This is a genomic window from Rhodoferax sp. GW821-FHT07G04 (assembly GCF_059418585.1).
In genome coordinates this window covers 1-1458 of the sequence record NZ_JBWKQD010000021.1, presented here as the reverse complement: position 1 = coordinate 1458, position 1458 = coordinate 1, and the positions used below count along the sequence as shown (strand labels likewise).

Annotated in this window: 3 protein-coding genes; 2 read left to right on the top strand and 1 reads right to left on the bottom strand. The window is 51.5% G+C overall.

The window, feature by feature from the left end; genetic code table 11:
* Nucleotides 1-65 precede the first annotated feature (65 nt).
* Nucleotides 66-305: a hypothetical protein gene (locus tag AC07OO_RS25505; RefSeq protein WP_495084985.1), complete on the bottom strand. Its 240-nt coding sequence runs from the start codon at nucleotides 303-305 to the stop codon at nucleotides 66-68.
* A gap of 73 nt (nucleotides 306-378) precedes the next feature.
* Between AC07OO_RS25505 and AC07OO_RS25500 the strand changes: the two genes are divergently transcribed.
* Together AC07OO_RS25500 and AC07OO_RS25495 are read left to right on the top strand one after the other, a co-directional pair.
* A complete protein-coding gene (locus tag AC07OO_RS25500; RefSeq protein WP_495084984.1) occupies nucleotides 379-807 on the top strand; it encodes a helix-turn-helix domain-containing protein in 429 nt (142 codons plus the stop codon).
* 138 nt (nucleotides 808-945) lie between these two features.
* A complete protein-coding gene (locus tag AC07OO_RS25495; protein ID WP_495084983.1) occupies nucleotides 946-1329 on the top strand; it encodes a hypothetical protein in 384 nt (127 codons plus the stop codon).
* Nucleotides 1330-1458: the final 129 nt, after the last annotated feature.

The following is a 1458-nucleotide window of genomic DNA, read 5'->3' as shown; positions in this document are numbered from 1 at the left end:
GCGACTGCGCTGGAATACTTGCACCGCTCGCTATCGGAGTTTGGGCAGGTTCAGAGGGACGGCGGTTAGGCATTTACAGCCCCCTGCGCGGCGGGGATAGTCGTGACGTGGATGTTTTGTGCCTGAACCAGCTCGGGCATCAGGATCGTCGGGTGCTTAAGCTTTACTGCGGCAGGAATGCCTCGCTTGAGCCAGTTTTGAACGCGCTGCGCCCCACCCTTTTTATTGATGTTGAGCAGCTCGGCGACTCTCGATGGACCGCCAAGGCGAGCGATCAGCTCGGCGTCATGCAGATTAGTAGTCATAGCCGCTATTAAACACCATGTTTAAACAAATTTCAAACAAGGTGTGTAAAAACATTTTGTTTAATCGGTTTCAATGAACGAGATGCACCAATCCATGGAGCGCCTTTACAAGTTCGTCCGTGATAGCAAACAGATCACTGGACAAACTAAGCTCGCCTTGGCGATGGGGGAAACACCCCAGGTCATAAAGAATTGGGAGGCGCGAGGCATCTCTCAGCGCGGCGCTAACCTCGCTCAAAAGAAGTTCGGTTGTGATGCCAACTGGCTACTCGGACGGACAGCATCTCCAGCACATGGTCACGGTGAAGTCGCGCCTGGCAATCACATCGTTAGCGAAAAGAATCCATGGGCATGGCCATTCAACACAATCAGTCGGCAGCAGTGGGACCTGCTGTACGAGGATGAAAAAACCCACATCGAAAACGACATATTGCTACGCGTAAAGAACCGGGGTGATCCTATAAAGGAGGACGCGCCCGCGCCAAACGCCGCAACTGGTTAATCAGCTTGACCTGTTCAGCGGCGAAGTTTTGTGTTTTGCAACCTATAAAAGCACCCGGGCGATAGTCGTTTGGAACAATGCGCGAAGTCGAGCAGACCAGCCGCCAATAGAAACCTGCCAGATATCGGAGGAAACCACTTGAAGAAAAAAATAGTCGCTGGCGCCGCAAGTATTGTCTTCGTCTCAGCATTGGGCGGATGGTGGTACAACGAGATTCGACCACTCGACACAGTGAAGGATTTGGTGCGTGCAACCCTAAAAGATCCGTTGTCCGCTCAATTTCGAGACCTAACCTACTCCACAAAATCCAAGGTTGGTTGCGGGGCTGTCAATGCGAAAAACTCAATGGGCGGCTATGTCGGGTTCAAGCATTTCATCGCCTTCCCCGACGGTGATATCAGGTTCGCGCCAGAGCCATCACCGAGCACCGACGATATTCAGACACAAATCGAACGGAAGCAGCAAGAAATCAATTTCCTGACGCTTGCGGAAGCCAATTGTCGACAATCAAAAGAGCCGTAGCGCCGATTTTTAAACAAGATTAAACATAGTGTTTGATTTTTGTTTAAACATGGTGTTTAATTCACTCCACCCCGCCATCCCGGCGGGTTCAAGGAGTGAATCTTGCAAACATCCACCGCCCCCACCACA